The organism is Methylobacterium sp. ARG-1 (assembly GCF_001262595.1).
GTDB classification, from domain to species: domain Bacteria; phylum Pseudomonadota; class Alphaproteobacteria; order Rhizobiales; family Beijerinckiaceae; genus Methylobacterium; species Methylobacterium brachiatum.
In genome coordinates this window covers 278187-292412 of record NZ_LHCD01000001.1, presented here as the reverse complement: position 1 = coordinate 292412, position 14226 = coordinate 278187, and the positions used below count along the sequence as shown (strand labels likewise).

At 70.3% G+C, this 14226-nt stretch carries 12 protein-coding genes and 2 pseudogenes; 9 read left to right on the top strand and 5 right to left on the bottom strand.

Annotated elements, in window-relative coordinates:
* Nucleotides 1-218: 218 nt before the first annotated feature.
* Complete coding sequence (locus tag AKJ13_RS29965) at nucleotides 219-737, bottom strand: helix-hairpin-helix domain-containing protein (RefSeq protein ID WP_064774595.1); 519 nt, start codon at nucleotides 735-737, stop codon at nucleotides 219-221.
* 125 nt (nucleotides 738-862) lie between these two features.
* On the opposite strand from AKJ13_RS29965, the gene AKJ13_RS01335 reads away from it, so the two are divergent.
* Both AKJ13_RS01335 and AKJ13_RS01330 read left to right on the top strand, forming a co-directional pair.
* Nucleotides 863-2704: an ABC transporter ATP-binding protein gene (locus AKJ13_RS01335; RefSeq protein ID WP_082316825.1), complete on the top strand. Its 1842-nt coding sequence runs from the start codon at nucleotides 863-865 to the stop codon at nucleotides 2702-2704.
* 192 nt (nucleotides 2705-2896) lie between these two features.
* Complete coding sequence (locus tag AKJ13_RS01330; protein ID WP_050731769.1) at nucleotides 2897-3817, top strand: cell envelope integrity EipB family protein; 921 nt, start codon at nucleotides 2897-2899, stop codon at nucleotides 3815-3817.
* A 190-nt stretch (nucleotides 3818-4007) separates the two neighbouring features.
* On the opposite strand, the gene AKJ13_RS01325 is transcribed toward AKJ13_RS01330, so the two are convergent.
* Nucleotides 4008-4304 carry a DUF3572 domain-containing protein gene (locus tag AKJ13_RS01325; RefSeq protein ID WP_050731860.1) on the bottom strand — a complete coding sequence of 99 codons (297 nt, stop codon included), beginning with the start codon at nucleotides 4302-4304 and terminating at the stop codon, nucleotides 4008-4010.
* A gap of 80 nt (nucleotides 4305-4384) precedes the next feature.
* Between AKJ13_RS01325 and AKJ13_RS01320 the strand changes: the two genes are divergently transcribed.
* From AKJ13_RS01320 to AKJ13_RS01300, 5 genes are all read left to right on the top strand, one after another.
* Nucleotides 4385-4756 (top strand): response regulator, encoded by a 372-nt coding sequence (locus AKJ13_RS01320; RefSeq protein WP_007560977.1) that lies wholly within the window; start codon nucleotides 4385-4387, stop codon nucleotides 4754-4756.
* A gap of 79 nt (nucleotides 4757-4835) precedes the next feature.
* Nucleotides 4836-6209, top strand: a complete 1374-nt coding sequence (locus tag AKJ13_RS01315) for a PleD family two-component system response regulator (RefSeq protein WP_007560975.1) — start codon at nucleotides 4836-4838, stop codon at nucleotides 6207-6209.
* Nucleotides 6210-6526: 317 nt separating this feature from the next.
* Nucleotides 6527-7732, top strand: a complete 1206-nt coding sequence (locus AKJ13_RS01310; RefSeq protein WP_082316824.1) for a DUF2252 family protein — start codon at nucleotides 6527-6529, stop codon at nucleotides 7730-7732.
* Nucleotides 7733-8117: 385 nt separating this feature from the next.
* On the top strand, nucleotides 8118-9080 hold the full coding sequence (locus AKJ13_RS01305; protein WP_050731768.1) for an acetyl-CoA carboxylase carboxyltransferase subunit alpha: 963 nt from the start codon (nucleotides 8118-8120) through the stop codon (nucleotides 9078-9080).
* Nucleotides 9077-9808 carry a DUF1796 family putative cysteine peptidase gene (locus tag AKJ13_RS01300; protein WP_050731767.1) on the top strand — a complete coding sequence of 244 codons (732 nt, stop codon included), beginning with the start codon at nucleotides 9077-9079 and terminating at the stop codon, nucleotides 9806-9808. The genes AKJ13_RS01305 and AKJ13_RS01300 overlap by 4 nt, the downstream gene beginning before the upstream one ends.
* A gap of 130 nt (nucleotides 9809-9938) precedes the next feature.
* On the opposite strand, the gene AKJ13_RS01295 is transcribed toward AKJ13_RS01300, so the two are convergent.
* Nucleotides 9939-10892, bottom strand: coding sequence for a LysR family transcriptional regulator (locus tag AKJ13_RS01295; protein WP_050731766.1), 954 nt, complete (start codon nucleotides 10890-10892; stop codon nucleotides 9939-9941).
* A gap of 91 nt (nucleotides 10893-10983) precedes the next feature.
* Here AKJ13_RS01295 and AKJ13_RS30080 point away from each other — a divergent pair.
* Nucleotides 10984-11763: pseudogene (locus AKJ13_RS30080) on the top strand (IS5 family transposase).
* Nucleotides 11764-11801: 38 nt separating this feature from the next.
* On the opposite strand, the pseudogene AKJ13_RS32500 reads toward AKJ13_RS30080, so the two are convergent.
* Nucleotides 11802-12008: pseudogene (locus tag AKJ13_RS32500) on the bottom strand (hypothetical protein); the annotation flags it as partial.
* A gap of 9 nt (nucleotides 12009-12017) precedes the next feature.
* Nucleotides 12018-12269, bottom strand: coding sequence for a hypothetical protein (locus AKJ13_RS01280; protein WP_050731765.1), 252 nt, complete (start codon nucleotides 12267-12269; stop codon nucleotides 12018-12020).
* Between the two features lie 473 nt (nucleotides 12270-12742).
* Between AKJ13_RS01280 and AKJ13_RS01275 the strand changes: the two genes are divergently transcribed.
* Nucleotides 12743-14215 carry a murein L,D-transpeptidase family protein gene (locus tag AKJ13_RS01275; protein ID WP_050731764.1) on the top strand — a complete coding sequence of 491 codons (1473 nt, stop codon included), beginning with the start codon at nucleotides 12743-12745 and terminating at the stop codon, nucleotides 14213-14215.
* Nucleotides 14216-14226: the final 11 nt, after the last annotated feature.

Below are 14226 nucleotides of genomic sequence, written 5' to 3'. Positions count from 1 at the left end.
CGGTGCAACGAAGCGAAGCCCTCGAAGGAGCCCACCTTCGGGGCCGCTGCGCGGCATCTTAGGATGGAGCGACGGTTTGGGCGGGCCGCAGCCTCATCGTCATTGCGAGCGCAGCGAAGCAACCCTGTGAGGCGCCACGTCTTGAGATCGCGCGCGGCCTTGGGTCGCTTCGCTGCGCTCGCGATGACGGCGCTCAGCCAAGACATCGCGGGCGCGCCTCACCGCACCGTCACCTGATCCTTGATCTTGTCGTAGACCGCCCGGCTGAGGACGCGTTTCGACAAGAGCTGGTCCACGGAGGCGTAGGGGCGCTTGGCGATGATCGCCCGGCCGATCGCGCCGCCGCCCCGGAGCTTGTTGAGGTCGGCCGCCGAGGCGGTGTTGAGGTCCAGCAGGGCCAGTGCCCGGGGGCCGGCGGACTCCTCGGCCCGGTCGATCTCGGCCTGGCCCTGCTGGACCGGCACGGGGTCGGACGGGAAGGCGAGGGCGTCGGACGGCATCTGGGCGGGACGCGCGGGCACCGCCTCCGGGGGCGGCGCGGCGGGCCTGGGGACAGGCTCCGGGGTCGGCGGGAGCGCGGTCTGCTCCGCTGGGACGGGCTCGGCCGGCGCCTCGGCCACGGGGGCCGGGATCGGCGCGGGCGGCGGGTTCGGCAGCAGGAACTGCACCAGCGCCGCCAGGATGCCAGCCAAGATCAGTAAGACCGAAATACGCAGAATTGCAGGACCGCTCAGCACGCGTCACTCGACGATGAAATTACACTCTTCAGGCCTCAGATAATGCGCTCTCTACCCGTCGGCCAATCGGACGAAGGCCACCACAACCCGGCCGTCGGCAGGCGATCCACCCGGGTCGGCCGCCGGTGAGCGTTCGGATCCCCCGCCTCGGCGAGCGCCTGGGGGCGCTGCGCTACCTGCCGGCCCTGTTCCGCGAGATCGCCGCGGCGAGCCCGCGCCTGCTCGCGGCGAGCTTGATCCTGCGCCTTGTGGCGGCCTGCCTGCCGATCCTGTCGCTCTACCTCGCCAAGCTGATCCTCGACGGCATCTTGGCCGAGCATGCCCGACCGGCGCCGGCGGGCCTCTCAGACTGGCTCGCCGATCCCGGCCGGGCCCGGCTCGTCTGGCTGGTGGCGGCCGAGCTCGGTCTAGCGCTGCTCTCCGACCTCATCGGCCGGCTCGCGAGCCTCACCGAAACCCTGATCGGCGACCTCTACGCCAACGCCGCCTCCCTGCGGCTGATGGCGCACGCCGCCTCCTTGGACCTCGCGCAGTTCGAGGACAGCGCCCAGCAGGACCGGCTGGAGCGGGCGCGCCGGCAGGTCAGCGGCCGCACCGGGTTGATCGGCACGGTGTTCGGGCAGTTCCAGTCCCTGGTGACGCTCGCCTCGCTCACCGCCGGAGTGGCGGCCTTCACGCCCTGGCTCGTGGTGCTGATCGCCGCCGCCCTGGTGCCGGCGCTCCTCAACGAGTGGCACTTCACCAAGGCCGGCTATCGCCTAGCCTGGATCCGCAGCCCGGAGCGGCGACGGATCGACTACCTGCGCTACCTCGGCGCCAGCGTCGAGACCGCCAAGGAGGTCAAGCTCTTCGGCCTCTCGGGCTACATCACGGCGCTCTACGGGGCGCTGGCGCAGAACCTGCTCGCCGAGAACCGGGCGCTCGCCACCGCCCGGGCACGCTGGGGGTTTGCCTTCGCGAGCCTTGGCACCCTGGCCTATTACGCCGCCTACGCGGTGATCGTCTGGCGCACGGTCGCCGGCGCCTTCACGATCGGCGACCTCGCCTTTCTGGCCGGCGCGTTCCAGCGCCTGCGCGGCGGCATCGAGGGGCTGCTGCTGGGCCTCACCCAGATCAGCGGTCAGGCGCAGTATCTCGACGATTTCTTCTCGTTCTTCGCGATCCGGCCAGAGATCCGCTCGCCCGCGCGGCCCGTGCCGGTGCCGAGCCCGATCCAGGAGGGGCTGGTGTTCGAGGATGTCGGCTACCGCTATCCCGGAACCGAGACCTGGGCCCTGCGCGGCCTGTCCTTCGCGGTGCGGGCCGGGGAGACCGTGGCGCTCGTCGGCGGCAACGGCGCCGGCAAGACTACGATCGTCAAGCTGATGACCCGGCTCTACGACCCGCACGAGGGCCGGGTGCTCCTCGACGGGCGGCCGCTCGCCGCCTACGACCTCGACGACCTCCGGGCCCGGGTCGCGGCGATCTTCCAGGATTTCGTCCGGTTCGACCTCACCGCCGGCGAGAACGTCGCGGTCGGCCGGATCGCGGCCGCCGACGACCGGGACCGGATCGCGGCGGCCGCCGCCCGGGGGCTCGCCGCCCCGGTCATCGAGCGCCTGCCGGAGGGCTACGCCCAGCCCCTCGGCAAGCGCTTCGCCGGGGGCGTCGACCTGTCCGGGGGCGAGTGGCAGAAGGTCGCCCTGTCCCGAGCCTATATGCGGGAGGCCGAGATCCTGATCCTCGACGAGCCGACCGCGGCGCTCGACGCGCGGGCCGAGCACGACGTGTTCGCCCGGTTCCGGGAGCTGTCGGCGGGCCGGACCACGGTGCTGATCTCGCACCGCTTCTCGACGGTCCGGATGGCCGACCGGATCCTGGTCCTGGAGGGCGGCCGGCTGCTCGAGGAAGGCAGCCACGCCGCCCTGATGAGGCAGGGCGGCCGCTACGCCGAGCTGTTCACCCTGCAGGCGCAGGGCTACCGGTGAGCGTCACGGTTTCGAAAGGTCCGAGACCTTTCGCGGGTCCAGGGCGGCGCCCTGGTCTATCGGGGCTCCGCCCCGATACCCCGCCAAAGGGCTCAGCCCTTTGGAAACCCCATATCGCGGGCCGCCCCGATGCCCGAGGATTGCCCCTTTCGCGTCGCCTGCTATCTGGCGGACCTTGAACCGGGATTACCCATGCGCCTCTCGCATCTCCTGACGGCCGGCCTGCTCGTCTCCGCCTGGGGGGCACACGCTGCGCCGGCCCTATCCGAGCCGCCGGCCCCCGAGGCCAAGGCCGAGGCCCCCGCGCCGGCCCAAGAGGCCAAAGAGATCGTTCTGGCCAACCACCGGGCGGTCTACGACCTGTCGCTGGCCGAGGGCGGCGGCACCCGCTCGGTGGAAAGCGCCCGCGGCCGCATCGTCATCGATTTCCGGGGCGATGCCTGCCGCGGCTACACCATGCTGACCCGGCAGGTGACGGAGCTCTCCTCGGGCGAGACCGGCCCGCGCCTGTCGGACATGCGCAGCACCACCTTCGAGGGCGGCAAGGGCCGCGAGTTCCGGTTCAAGACCACGACGCTCACCAACAACCAGCCGGCCGCCCCGGTGGACGGCACCGCCTCGGAGCAGGGGCAGGGGGAATTGGTCACGGTGAAACTGAAGGGCGCGGCCAAGCCGTTCACCGTGGAGGGGCCGGTCCTATTCCCGAGCGAGCACATGCGCCACCTGATCGCGGCAGCCCGCGCCGGCCAGTCGACCCTCTCGGCCAAGGTGTTCGATGGTTCCGACGACGGCAAGAAGATCTACGACACCTTCGCGGTGATCGGCCATGCCGGAACTGGCCCGGCCGCGGGTACCGCCCGGGACAAGCCCCTGCGCGACGGCCCGCTCGCCGGCATGCCGCACTGGCCGGTGCGGCTGAGCTACTACACGCCGGGGGTGGGCGAGCGGACGCCGATCTACACCCTCGGCTTCGACCTCTACGAGAACGGCGTCAGCGGCGCGCTCAAGCTCGATTACGGGGAATTCGCCATCCTGGGCGACATGACCGCCCTCGATATCGACGCCCAGGCCGGCCGCGCCGCCAAGGAGGGGGACAAGGGCTGCACGCCGTGAGGCTGAAGCCTCCAGAACCATCCCGTCATTCCGGGGCGCCGTAGGCGAGCCCGGAAGCCAGATCCGCCGACGATGCAAAACCGAGGAGCGTCGGAGGTTCTGGATTCCGGGCTCCGCTGCGCGACCCCGGAAAGATCAGGTGGGTGACGAGACGTCCGCGGCTCGACCCCAGACGCGGCAAACCGCCGCCTCAGGCCCAATCGTCCTCCGGCTGCGGCGACAGGATGCGCCAGGCCGCGGCGATGCGCTCGGGCTTGATCTCCAGCGCCCCGGCGCAGGCGAGCAGCACGCCCTCATCGCCCATCACATGGTCGAGGACGCCCGCCAGGAAGGCCGGTTCCTGGGCGCTCTCGCGCAGGGTATCAGCGCTCAGGCCGCTCGCCGCCAGGAAGGGCAGGAGGCGGTCATCCTCCGCCACGATCCACAGCAGAACGTCGAGGGCGAGCCGTTCCGCAGATTCGGCCCCTTGAAGAGGTTTGCCATTCATCAACATGTGATCGCTACAAAGGTCATCAAGGGGCTTCACGGCCCGCTAATCATGATCGGCGCGCACCGGGACATCGGATCATGAAAAAGACGGTGCTGATCGTCGAGGACAACGAACTGAACATGAAGCTGTTCAACGACCTCTTGGAGGCGAACGGCTACGCGACCCTGAAGACCGCCCACGGCATCGAGGCGATCGAGCTGGCCCGCGCGCACCACCCCGACCTGATCCTCATGGACATCCAGCTCCCCGAGGTCTCGGGCCTCGAGGTGACCAAATGGCTCAAGGAGGACGACGACCTCAAGAGCATTCCGGTCATTGCCATCACGGCCTTTGCCATGAAGGGCGACGAGGAGCGGATCCGCGAGGGCGGCTGCGAGGCCTATCTGTCGAAGCCGATCTCCGTCGCGAAGTTTTTGGCAACGGTTCGCGCGTATCTTGAGCCCCGGTGACGCCGGAGCGGCGCGCCGGTAACGGCGAACGGCCGACCGCCCCGGGCGGAATCGCGCAACCGCGCGTCAGCGAGGAACCATGTCGGCCCGCGTCCTGATCGTCGACGACCTGTTCCCGAACGTGAAGCTTCTCGAGACGAAGCTCGGGCTCGAATATTTCGACACGATCGCCGCCATGAACGGGCCGGACGCGATCGCGATCTGCGAGAAGGGCCTGTGCGACCTGGTCCTGCTCGACGTGATGATGCCCGGCATGGACGGGTTCGAGGTCTGCCGCTACCTCAAGAACAACCCGGTCACCGCCCACATCCCGGTGGTGATGGTCACGGCGCTGGACCAGCCCTCCGACCGCCTGCGGGGCCTCGATGCCGGCGCCGACGACTTCCTGACCAAGCCGGTGGACGACACCGCCCTGTTCAGCCGGGTGCGCAGCCTCGTGCGCCTCAAGGCGGTCACCGACGAGCTGCGCCAGCGGGCGCTCGCCTCGCGCGAGTTCGGCATCGGCGATCCGCTGGCGCTCGCTACCGCCGAGACCGGCCTCGACGCCAGGATCCTGCTGATCGAGGACCGGCCCGGCTCGGCCGAGCGCATGGCCGGGGCCCTGCGCCAGCACCACGCGGTGACGATCGAGCCCGACCCGCAGGCGGCGCTGCGCCTGGCCACAGAGGGCGGGTTCGACCTCGCCCTGGTGAGCCTGGACCTCGCCGGGTTCGACGGCCTGCGCCTGTGCAGCCAGCTCCGCTCGCAGGACGCCACCCGGGCGATGCCGTTGATCATGGTGGCCGAGGAGCACGACCGCGCCCGCGTCGTGCGCGGCCTCGATTTCGGCGTCCACGATTTCCTGATGCGCCCGGTTGACCGCAACGAGCTGATGGCCCGGGTCCGCACCCAGGTGAAGCGCAAGCGCTTCACGGATGCCCTGCGGGGCGCCATGCAGGCTTCCCTGCAGCTTGCCGTCACCGACGCGCTTACCGGCCTGCACAACCGGCGCTACCTCGACAACCATCTCGGCGCGCTGTTTGCCGACGAGGCCGCCCGGCGCCCGGGCCTCGCCGCGCTGATCCTCGACATCGACCGGTTCAAGGCGATCAACGACAGCTACGGCCACGAGGCCGGCGACGAGGTGCTGCGCACCTTCGCCGAGCGGGTCCGCCAGGACACGCGGCCGGTGGACATCGTCGCCCGCTACGGCGGCGAGGAGATCGTGGTGATCCTGCCGGAGGCGGGCCTCGCCGAGGCCCGGGCCATCGCCGAGCGCATCCGCGAGAAGGTCGAGGCGCTGCCGTTCTCGGTGCAGCGCGCGACCCGGACGATCCCCGTGACGGTCTCGATCGGCGTCGCGATCCGCCATCCGGAGGATGCCGGCCCGGGCGACATGCTCAAGCGCGCCGACATCGCCCTGTACCGGGCCAAGGCCTCTGGGCGGAACCGGGTCGAGCAGCAGGCGGCCTGAAGAGGCATCGCCCCCCGGTGGCGTGAAGGCTCGCCCCCTCATTCCGGGGCCGCAACCGGAACTCGGGTTCCAGAACGCCTCACCGCTCAAGATCTTGCACCCCAGGGCACTTCTAGATTTCGCACGGGCCTGCGCTGCGCCGGAATGATGGCGTGCTTATCCGTCGCCATTGCATCACGGATGGAAAGCCGGATCGCGAAGCCGCTTTCTGCTGCGGCAAAATGCTCACCCGCGCTCAAGGATGAAAATCTAACCTCGCACCCAACATCGATCCGACCTGGTTCGGATCGGGTGCAGCAGAGGATCGGACGACGCGGATGGATATGCAGGTGCCGGCCCGGTCCGGGCGCGAGGCGAGCGAGCTGGAACAGCGCCGCCTGTGCAAGATCGCTTCCTCGCCGCACGCCTATGTCCGGGGCAGCACTGCGCAGTTCTACGACCTGATCGCCGCCATGCCGGCCGGCACCCTGCCGGCGGGGCCGCCAGTCTGGATTTGCGGCGACGCGCATCTCGGCAATCTCGGCGCGGTTGCCGGCCCCGACGGGCGGATCGACATCCAGATCCGCGACCTCGACCAGACCCTGGTGTCGAACCCGGCCTTCGACCTCGTCCGGCTGGCCCTGTCGCTCGTCACCGCCGCGCTCAACGCGACCCTGCCGGGCCTCGTCACCGCCCGGATGATGGATGCCATGGCGGTGGGCTACGCCGACGGCGTTCTCGATCCCGAACAGGCCGAGCGGGGCGTCGCCGAATCCGAGATCGTCGCCACCACGCGCCGCCGGGCGCTCGGCCGCCGCTGGCGCCACCTGTCCCGGGAGCGGCTCAAGGGCAAGGATGCCCGCCTGCCGCGCGGCGACCGGTTCTTCGACCTCGACGCCGCCGAGCAGGAGGCGTTCGAGGCGCTGAGCCGCGACTCGGAGGTGCACCGGCTGGTCCTGGCGCTCGGCGGCGCCGAGGCCGGGGCGGAGATCCGGCTGCTCGATGCCGCCTACTGGATCAAGGGGTGCAGCTCGCTGGGCCGCCTGCGCTACGCCGGCCTGGTGGAGATCCTGGGCGGCGACCGCCCGCATCTCGCACTCCTCGACATCAAGGAAGCGGTGCCGTTCCTCGCCCCGGCCGCCCCGGGGGCCGACATGCCGGCCGACCCGGCCGCCCGAGTCGTGGCCGGCGCCCGCGCCCTGTCGCCGAATCTCGGCGACCGGATGGTCGCCACCCATTTCCAGGGCACCCCGGTCACGGTCCGCGAGTTGATGCCGCAGGATCTCAAGATCGACGCCGAGCAGTTCTCCCGGGGGGAGGCGGTGCGGGTCTCCGGCCATCTCGCCGCCATCCTGGGCCGCTCTCACGGCCGCCAGATGTCGGCATCCGACCGCCAAGGCTGGAGCGACACCGTGCGCGCGCCCGGCCAGGGCCCCGACACCCCCGGCTGGCTCTGGTCGGCGGTGACCGACCTGATGGGCGCGCACCAGCGCGGCTACCTGGAGCATTGCCGCCGCATCGCCCGGGAAGACCTGGCGGCCTGATTTTTTTGATCGGGTAGGCAGGCCGTGTTGAACGCTGGCCAATCGATATGACGGATGGCGCTGGTCACAGGTCGCCCTTCGCGAGCGGGCGGCTGGAGTCACGCGGTTTCTGGACGAGGCTTGGGTCCTCTCTCCTGTGCGGGAGAGGGAGCGCGTCGCGCCCTGCATGCGCCGGTGCGGAGACGACTTGCGCACCTCACGAGACCCTGCGCGCCTCGACCTGACGCACCCTCCCGCCACCGCAACCGCGCCGCCGAAAAATCCCGCCTCGGGATGCGCGCGCAAAGCTGCTCGAACCCGGCGCCGGTTGACACCACACCCGCCATCGCCAACACCTCGCGCCCGCCGCTTCCGGAGCGGCGAACCCGGGAAGACCTGTGACACGATGGCGGTGACGCGCACCTACCTCGACTTCGAGAAGCCGGTTGCCGAGCTGGAGGCCAAGCTCGAGGAATTGCGGGCGGTCGGCGAGCGCGATGGCGCCGTCTCGATCTCCGAAGAGGTCGGCCGGCTGGAGGCCAAGGCCAGCCAGGCCCTGGCCGAGATCTACGCGAGCCTCACGCCCTGGCAGAAGACCCAGGTGGCCCGCCACCCGCAGCGCCCGCATTTCGTGGATTACTGCGCCGGGCTGATCACCGAATTCACCCCGCTCGCCGGCGACCGCAGCTTCGGCGAGGACGAGGCGATCCTGGGCGGCTTCGGCCGCTTCCGCGGGCGCCCCGTTCTGGTGCTCGGCCAGGAGAAGGGCGCCACCACCGAGGCGCGGCTGCGCCACAATTTCGGGATGGCCCGGCCCGAGGGCTACCGCAAGGCGGTCCGCCTAATGGAGACCGCCGACCGGTTCGGCTTAGCCGTCATCGCCTTCGTGGACACGGCCGGCGCCTATCCGGGCATCGAGGCGGAGGAGCGCGGCCAGGCCGAGGCCATCGCCCGCTCCACAGAGGCCTGCCTGGCGCTCGGCGTACCCAACGTCGCCGTGGTGATCGGAGAGGGCGGCTCGGGCGGCGCCATCGCGCTCGCCACCGCCAACCGGGTGCTGATGCTGGAGCACGCGATCTACGGGGTGATCTCGCCGGAGGGCGCCGCCTCGATCCTGTGGCGCGACCAGGGCCGGGCCCACGAGGCCGCCACCGCCATGAAGATCACCGCCCAGGACCTGCTGCGGCTCGGCGTCATCGACGGGATCATCCCGGAGGCCACCGGCGGCGCGCATCGCGACCGCGAGGCGGCGATCCGCGGCGCGGGCGACGCCATCGCCGAGTCGCTCGCCCAGTTCGAGGGATTGAGCCCGGTGGAGATCCGCGACCGCCGCGCCGAAAAATTCCTCGCCATCGGCCGGACCCTGTGAGTTCCACAGGCGCGACGGGCGGCCTGCTGGGCGCCCTCGGGCGGCTCCTCGGGCGGCGCGACGCGCGCGAGCCGGGCGGGCACAACCACGTCTCGCTCGGCTGCAATTGCCAGATGGCGCACGTGCTCAAGACCCTGGACCTGCGCCACTGGTCCGGCCCGCTGGACTGGATCTTCTCCATGCCCGGCATGGTCCGGGACTGCCTGGACGACGATTTCGCCGCGCTCACCGACCGGAGCCAGCTCGAGAGCATCCCGGAGGCGGAGCGGCGCGGCCCCGACATCTGGCGCGGCCGGCACCGGCTCTACCGGGAGCGGCACGGGCTCGAATGCGTGTTCAATCACCATGATCCGGCGGCGAACGCGGCGGATTACGCCTTCCTGACCGAGGGCGTGCGCCGCCTGCGCGTGGCCCTCGACTCGGCCGGCACCGAGAACCGGTTGTGGATGATGACCCATCTGCACACGCCCCGGGAGACGGTCGAGGCGATCGACGACCTCCTCGGCCGCCGGGCGAGCCGCAACCACCTGACCTTCCTGCAGCTCCAGCCGGAGCATCCCGGGGTGGCGGTGGTAGAGGCCACGGACCTCCGGCCGACCTTGCGCTGGCTGACGATCCAGACCCGCTCGACCCCGGTCGGCCTGCGCCTCGCCGACCCGGCCGAGGACGCCAAGCTCGTGGAGATCATCCGCACCGAAGCGGCACGGCGGCCGGCGTTGTTCGCGTAGGGGGCGATCGCCCGGGGCCTGGCTCTCTTAATTCCAGATCTTCCCCTCATCCTGAGACCGCGTAGCGAAGCGAAGCCCTCGAAGGAGCCTTCCAGCCAGCGGCGCGATCCCTGGAGCCCTCCTTCGAGGCTCACTGCGTTCGCACCTCAGGATGAGGGGGTGGTGGGAATGTTTCGGTGCGGCAGCCACCGGGTCCTGCCTCTTCTGCCTGAAACAACCGCGCGCTCACGAAATCCACGAAGGCGCGCAGCCGGGCCGACATGTGCCGCCCGGCCGGCCACAGGATCGAGAACTGGCCGGGATCGGTGAGGTACGGGTCGAGGATCCGGATCAGGCTGCCCGCGCGCAAGGCCGACTCCGCCAAGAAATCCGGCATGCAGCCGATGCCCAGGCCGCCGATCGCGGCGGCGCGCAGGGCCTCCATGTTGTTGCAGGTGAGCGCGGTGCGCAGGCCCGCGGGCGGCGGCTCGGCGAGGGTCCAGTCCTGCAGCTTGCCGGATGTGGGGAAGCGGAAGCGCAGGGCGACGTGGCCCGCGAGCTCGGCCGGGTGCCGGGGCGTGCCGGCCCGGTCGAGATAGGCCGGCGCGGCACAGAGCACGAACCGGAACGGGCCGAGGCGCCGGGCCATCAGGCGCGAATCGACCAGGCTGCCGCTGCGGATCGCGGCATCCATGCCGGATTCCACCAGGTCAACCTGGCGGTCGTTGAAATCGAGCTCGAGCTCGATCTCGGGATAGAGCGCTCGGAACTCCGGCAGCACCGGCACCAGGAAGCGGTAGCCGACGATCGGCAGGCTGATCCGCAGGATGCCGCGCGGCGCCCGCCGGCTCTGCGTGACCTGCGCCTCGGCCTCGCGCAGGTCGTCGAGGATCGCCCGGCAGCGGGCCTGCAGCAGGGCGCCCTCCTCGGTGAGCGAGACCCGCCGGGTGGTCCGGTGGAACAGGCGCACCCCGAGTTCCGCCTCGAGCCGCGCCACGGCCTTGCCCACCGCCGAGGCCGACAGGCGCAGGTCGCGCCCGGCTTCGACGAAGCTCAACCGCTCCGCGCTGCGCACGAAGGCTGCGATGTCGCCGAGGCTGTTCATGTCGGCCGATTAGGGTGTGAACCGCACCAAGCTGTTGCAGGGTTTGTCGTTTTGTAAATTTAGGCGGCCGTTTTGCGGCCTGGAGGTGGCGATGGCGGACCTGTTCTGGCTCTCGGACGCGCATTGGGCGGTGATCGAACCGTTCATGCCCAGGGATCAGCCCGGACCCGAGCGGAGGGACGACCGGCAGATCATCTCCGGCATCCTGCACGTGCTCACCTCGGGCTGCCGCTGGCGCGACTGCCCGGCGGAGTATGGGCCACGCACCACCGTCTACAACCGGTTCAACAGGTGGTCCCGCCGCGGCTTCTGGAAGGCCATGTTGGCAGATCTGGCCAAGGCCGGGTGGGCAGGCGACGCAGCCGCCCTCGACAGCACTTATGGGCGGGCTCACCGCTCGGCCCACGGCGGCAAAGGGGGGCGAGGACACAGGCCATCGGCCCCCTCATCCTGAGCCTGTTGAAGGACGCGCGGCGGCCAGACGACCAAGATCGACGCGCTCACCGATGTCCTCGGCCGCCCCGGCGTCCTGCGGCTGACGACCGGAAACGCCAGCGACGTGACGACCGCGCCTGCGGTGTTGGCCGAAGCGCCCGGCCGGATCCGGCGTCTGGCTGCCGACAAGTGCTACGATGCCGAGTGGCTGCGCGCCGACCTGCGAGCGCAGGGCATCACGTCGGTCGTCCCGGGCAAGCGTGGTCGCAAGCGACGCATCCGCCACGACAAGCGGCGCTATCGTGAACGCTGGCGCATTGAGGCGACTTTCAACCGCCTCAAGGACTTCCGCCGCGTCGCCACCCGCTACGACAAGCTCGCCCGCAACTATGCCTCAGCCGTCGCCTTCGCCGCCGTCACCGCTTTCTGGTGCTGATCGAGTCCAGACCCTAGACCCTGGCCGCCCTCACGATCCTATGCGCCGTGGCGGTGCTCGGGCTGCTCGCGGCGCCGCGGGACGAGTCGGCCGAGACCGACGTGCCGGGCGGTGTGAGTTCCTAAAGCCCTCGCTCCCCCCCCGCGCATCCGCTCCGCCAAAAAGTCCACCAGCACCCGCACTCGGGCCGGCATGGCCGGTCCGCCCACGAACACCGCGTGGATCGCGTCGCGGTCCTGGGGATTGCGGTTCCGTCAGTGCATGGTGCGCGACAGGGCCGCGATGGCGCTGACGGTGGCGATCGTCTGGAAGCCGAGCGATCCGATCACCCGTTTCATGATGTCCAGCTTGGCATCGGACAGATCGGTCTTCGTGACGAGGTTCGCGAGATCGGCATTGCGGCTCTCGCGGATCGCGCTGGTGATCGCCTCGGACAGATCCTCGGATAGACCGGGGGCCTTGAGCCGGCGGACCAGGGCATCAGTGTCGAGCGAGAGCGCTGTCATGGCCGACGCCAACCGGTTCCGGCTTCCCTCAGGCCTGGATCGATCCGGATATTGGTGTCCATCGTTCGCTGATTCAGCAGCCGTTGCCCGTCATCGAAAGCTGACGATTTTACCGAACCGGCACAAGCCGGCCGGTGCGGCGCGCGTCTCGCCATCGATAGAGTGGCCGGATCAATCACGCCGTCATTCCGGGGCCGCAGAGCGGAGCCCGGAATGACGGCGTGGACGCGTGGACGTCTGAACAGCTCGAGAACCCGTTGGGGAAAGAATTTTCGTCGCCGAGGATCCGGCCCAAAAGGCCTTATCCTGCAGGCCCGGTGGCATCGCCGTCCACCGGAGACTCCGGTGCAGTGTTGCACCCGGGCGCTTGCGGTAACAAAGGTGCAAGCTTAACGAGCCTATTGGGTTGGGGAGTGGCCCCCGATGTCGGCTATCAAAAGGCCGCCGGGGGCACGAAGACGACGAGGTTCCCCATGACGGCGCGTCTCGCGACTGCGCGACTGCTGGCGGCCGCTTCCCTGCTGGCCCTTGCTCTGGCCGGCTGCCAGGACGGCTCCGGGATCAGCGGCCCGACCGCGCGCAGCATCGCGCCCATCGCCCCCCAGACGCTGGCCCTGATGCAGACCAAGGGCATGCAGCAATCCGACCCGATCCTGATCCGCGCCTACAAGAAGGAAGCGGAGATGGAGGTCTGGAAGCGCGGCAGCGACGGGCGCTACGCCCTGCTGAAGACCTACCCGATCTGCCGCTGGTCCGGCCAGCTGGGCCCTAAGGTCCGCGAGGGCGACCGGCAGGCACCGGAGGGGTTCTACACGATCACCCCGGGCCTGATGAACCCGAACTCCTCGTATTACCTGTCCTTCGACACCGGCTTCCCGAATGCCGTCGACCGGGCCAACGGGCGCACCGGCAAGTACCTGATGGTCCACGGCACCTGCTCGTCGGCGGGGTGCTTCGCCATGACCGACGCCACCATCGCGGAGATCTACGCGGTGGCGCGCGAGGCGTTCATCGGCGGCCAGCGCAGCTTCCAGTTCCAGTCCTACCCGTTCCGGATGACGGCCCAGAACATGGCCAAGTTCCGCAACGACCCGAACATGCCGTTCTGGCAGAACCTCAAGGAGGGTTCGGATTATTTCGAGGCCCTGCGCGAGGAGCCGAAGGTCGGCCAGTGCGGCACCAAATACGTGTTCGGCGGCTCGGACGCGGCGGCCGGCTCGTGCAAGCCGAAGGTCGACCCGGTGGTGGCCGAGAAGCGCGAGCGCGACGAGCGTGAGGTCGCCGAGCTCGTGGCCAAGGGCACCCCGGCCGTGCGGGTGGTCTACCAGGACGGTGGCCAGAACCCGGTGTTCCGCCCGCAGAACAATGCCAGCGCCTTCGCGAGCCTCGGCGGCACCGAGACTGTGCTGCCCTACGACGCCAAGGAGTTCGGCCGGCACAATCTCGGCGATGTCAGCCGTCCCGAGACCCTGGCGGCCGGGCCACAGGAGATCGAGATCGGCCCGAAGGGCCAGCCGACCATGATGGCCGCCGCCGAGCCGGCGCCCGCCAAGGCCGCCGCCAAGCCCGTCCGGGGCCAGAAGCCCGCCGTCGCAACGCTCATGGCCAGCCGGGCCGAGCCCGACCGGGTCGAGACCACCGCCTCGGTCTCCGAGAAGCCGGCCCGGATCGCGGTCGCCGATGCCGACGGCGATCCGGCCAGTTACCAGAAGCTGCTCGGCTCGCTGTTCGACAAGGAGAAGCCCGCCCCCGCCACCCCGGCGGTGGATGCCGCCGTGGTGCCGGACGCGGCCAAGCCGGTACAGGCCGTTGGGGCGGTCGCCCCGAAGGCGGCGGCCAAGCCGCACCCGGTGAAGACCGCCAAGGTCGAGGCGAAGGCCGAGACCAAGTCCGACCCGAAGCTCGCCCTGCGCAAGGGCGAGCCGGAGGCCAAGGCCAAGCCCTGATCGGCTGCCGG

Bases quoted from the DNA above. Each gene is read 5' to 3' on its own strand.
- AKJ13_RS01330 (WP_050731769.1), top strand. From the start codon at position 2,897: ATGCGCCTCTCGCATCTCCTGACGGCCGGCCTGCTCGTCTCCGCCTGG.
- AKJ13_RS01325 (WP_050731860.1), bottom strand. From the start codon at position 4,304: ATGAATGGCAAACCTCTTCAAGGGGCCGAATCTGCGGAACGGCTCGCC.
- AKJ13_RS01320 (WP_007560977.1), top strand. From the start codon at position 4,385: ATGAAAAAGACGGTGCTGATCGTCGAGGACAACGAACTGAACATGAAG.
- AKJ13_RS01315 (WP_007560975.1), top strand. From the start codon at position 4,836: ATGTCGGCCCGCGTCCTGATCGTCGACGACCTGTTCCCGAACGTGAAG.
- AKJ13_RS01310 (WP_082316824.1), top strand. From the start codon at position 6,527: ATGGATATGCAGGTGCCGGCCCGGTCCGGGCGCGAGGCGAGCGAGCTG.
- AKJ13_RS01305 (WP_050731768.1), top strand. From the start codon at position 8,118: ATGGCGGTGACGCGCACCTACCTCGACTTCGAGAAGCCGGTTGCCGAG.
- AKJ13_RS01295 (WP_050731766.1), bottom strand. From the start codon at position 10,892: ATGAACAGCCTCGGCGACATCGCAGCCTTCGTGCGCAGCGCGGAGCGG.
- AKJ13_RS01280 (WP_050731765.1), bottom strand. From the start codon at position 12,269: ATGACAGCGCTCTCGCTCGACACTGATGCCCTGGTCCGCCGGCTCAAG.
- AKJ13_RS01275 (WP_050731764.1), top strand. From the start codon at position 12,743: ATGACGGCGCGTCTCGCGACTGCGCGACTGCTGGCGGCCGCTTCCCTG.